General features: G+C 35.8%; 1 protein-coding gene. It reads left to right on the plus strand.

What is annotated here, in order from left to right:
- A partial coding sequence (locus ADF62_RS08050; protein ID WP_048788570.1) for an ISL3 family transposase occupies positions 1-523 on the plus strand: 523 nt, incomplete at its 5' end.
- Positions 524-570: the final 47 nt, after the last annotated feature.

The raw sequence follows: 570 nt of genomic DNA on the forward strand, positions 1-570 counted from the left end.
CCAGCACCTTGGTCGAGCCTTTTTAAAGACAAGAATTGCCATTATGAACCAGTTTGATAAGAAGTCGCTACCTTATCGAACTTTAAAAAATCACTGGAGACACTTCCAAAAGGACAGCCGTAAGTTATCTCTCAACTCTTTTTATTCAAAGACTTTCCGTCAAACCTTAAGTCCACATGAAGTCGTTGAGAAAACTCTAGACTTTTCAGAAGAGCTCACCAACTACTATACTCTTTACCAGCTTTTACTTTTTCACTTTCAGGAGAAGAGAGTAGATGAGCTTTTTGAACTCATAAAGGAGAATATAAGCAAGGTCAATCATTACTTCAAAACAGTCTTTATGACTTTTCTTAGACACAAACAATACATCAAAAACGCACTAGAAACGGACTATTCAAACGCAAAACTTGAAGCAACTAATAAGTTGATCAAAGACATCAAACGGTTGGGTTTCGGTTTTAGAAACTTCATCAACTTTAAGAAACGTGTCTTTATCACTCTAAACATATATAAAACATACTAAGATTAGTAGTGAAGAAATCTCCGACGGGAGAGAGTACTCACTACTTT

The sequence above is a fragment of the Streptococcus sp. 1004_SSPC genome (assembly GCF_001069025.1).
In the GTDB taxonomy this organism is placed as follows: domain Bacteria; phylum Bacillota; class Bacilli; order Lactobacillales; family Streptococcaceae; genus Streptococcus; species Streptococcus vestibularis.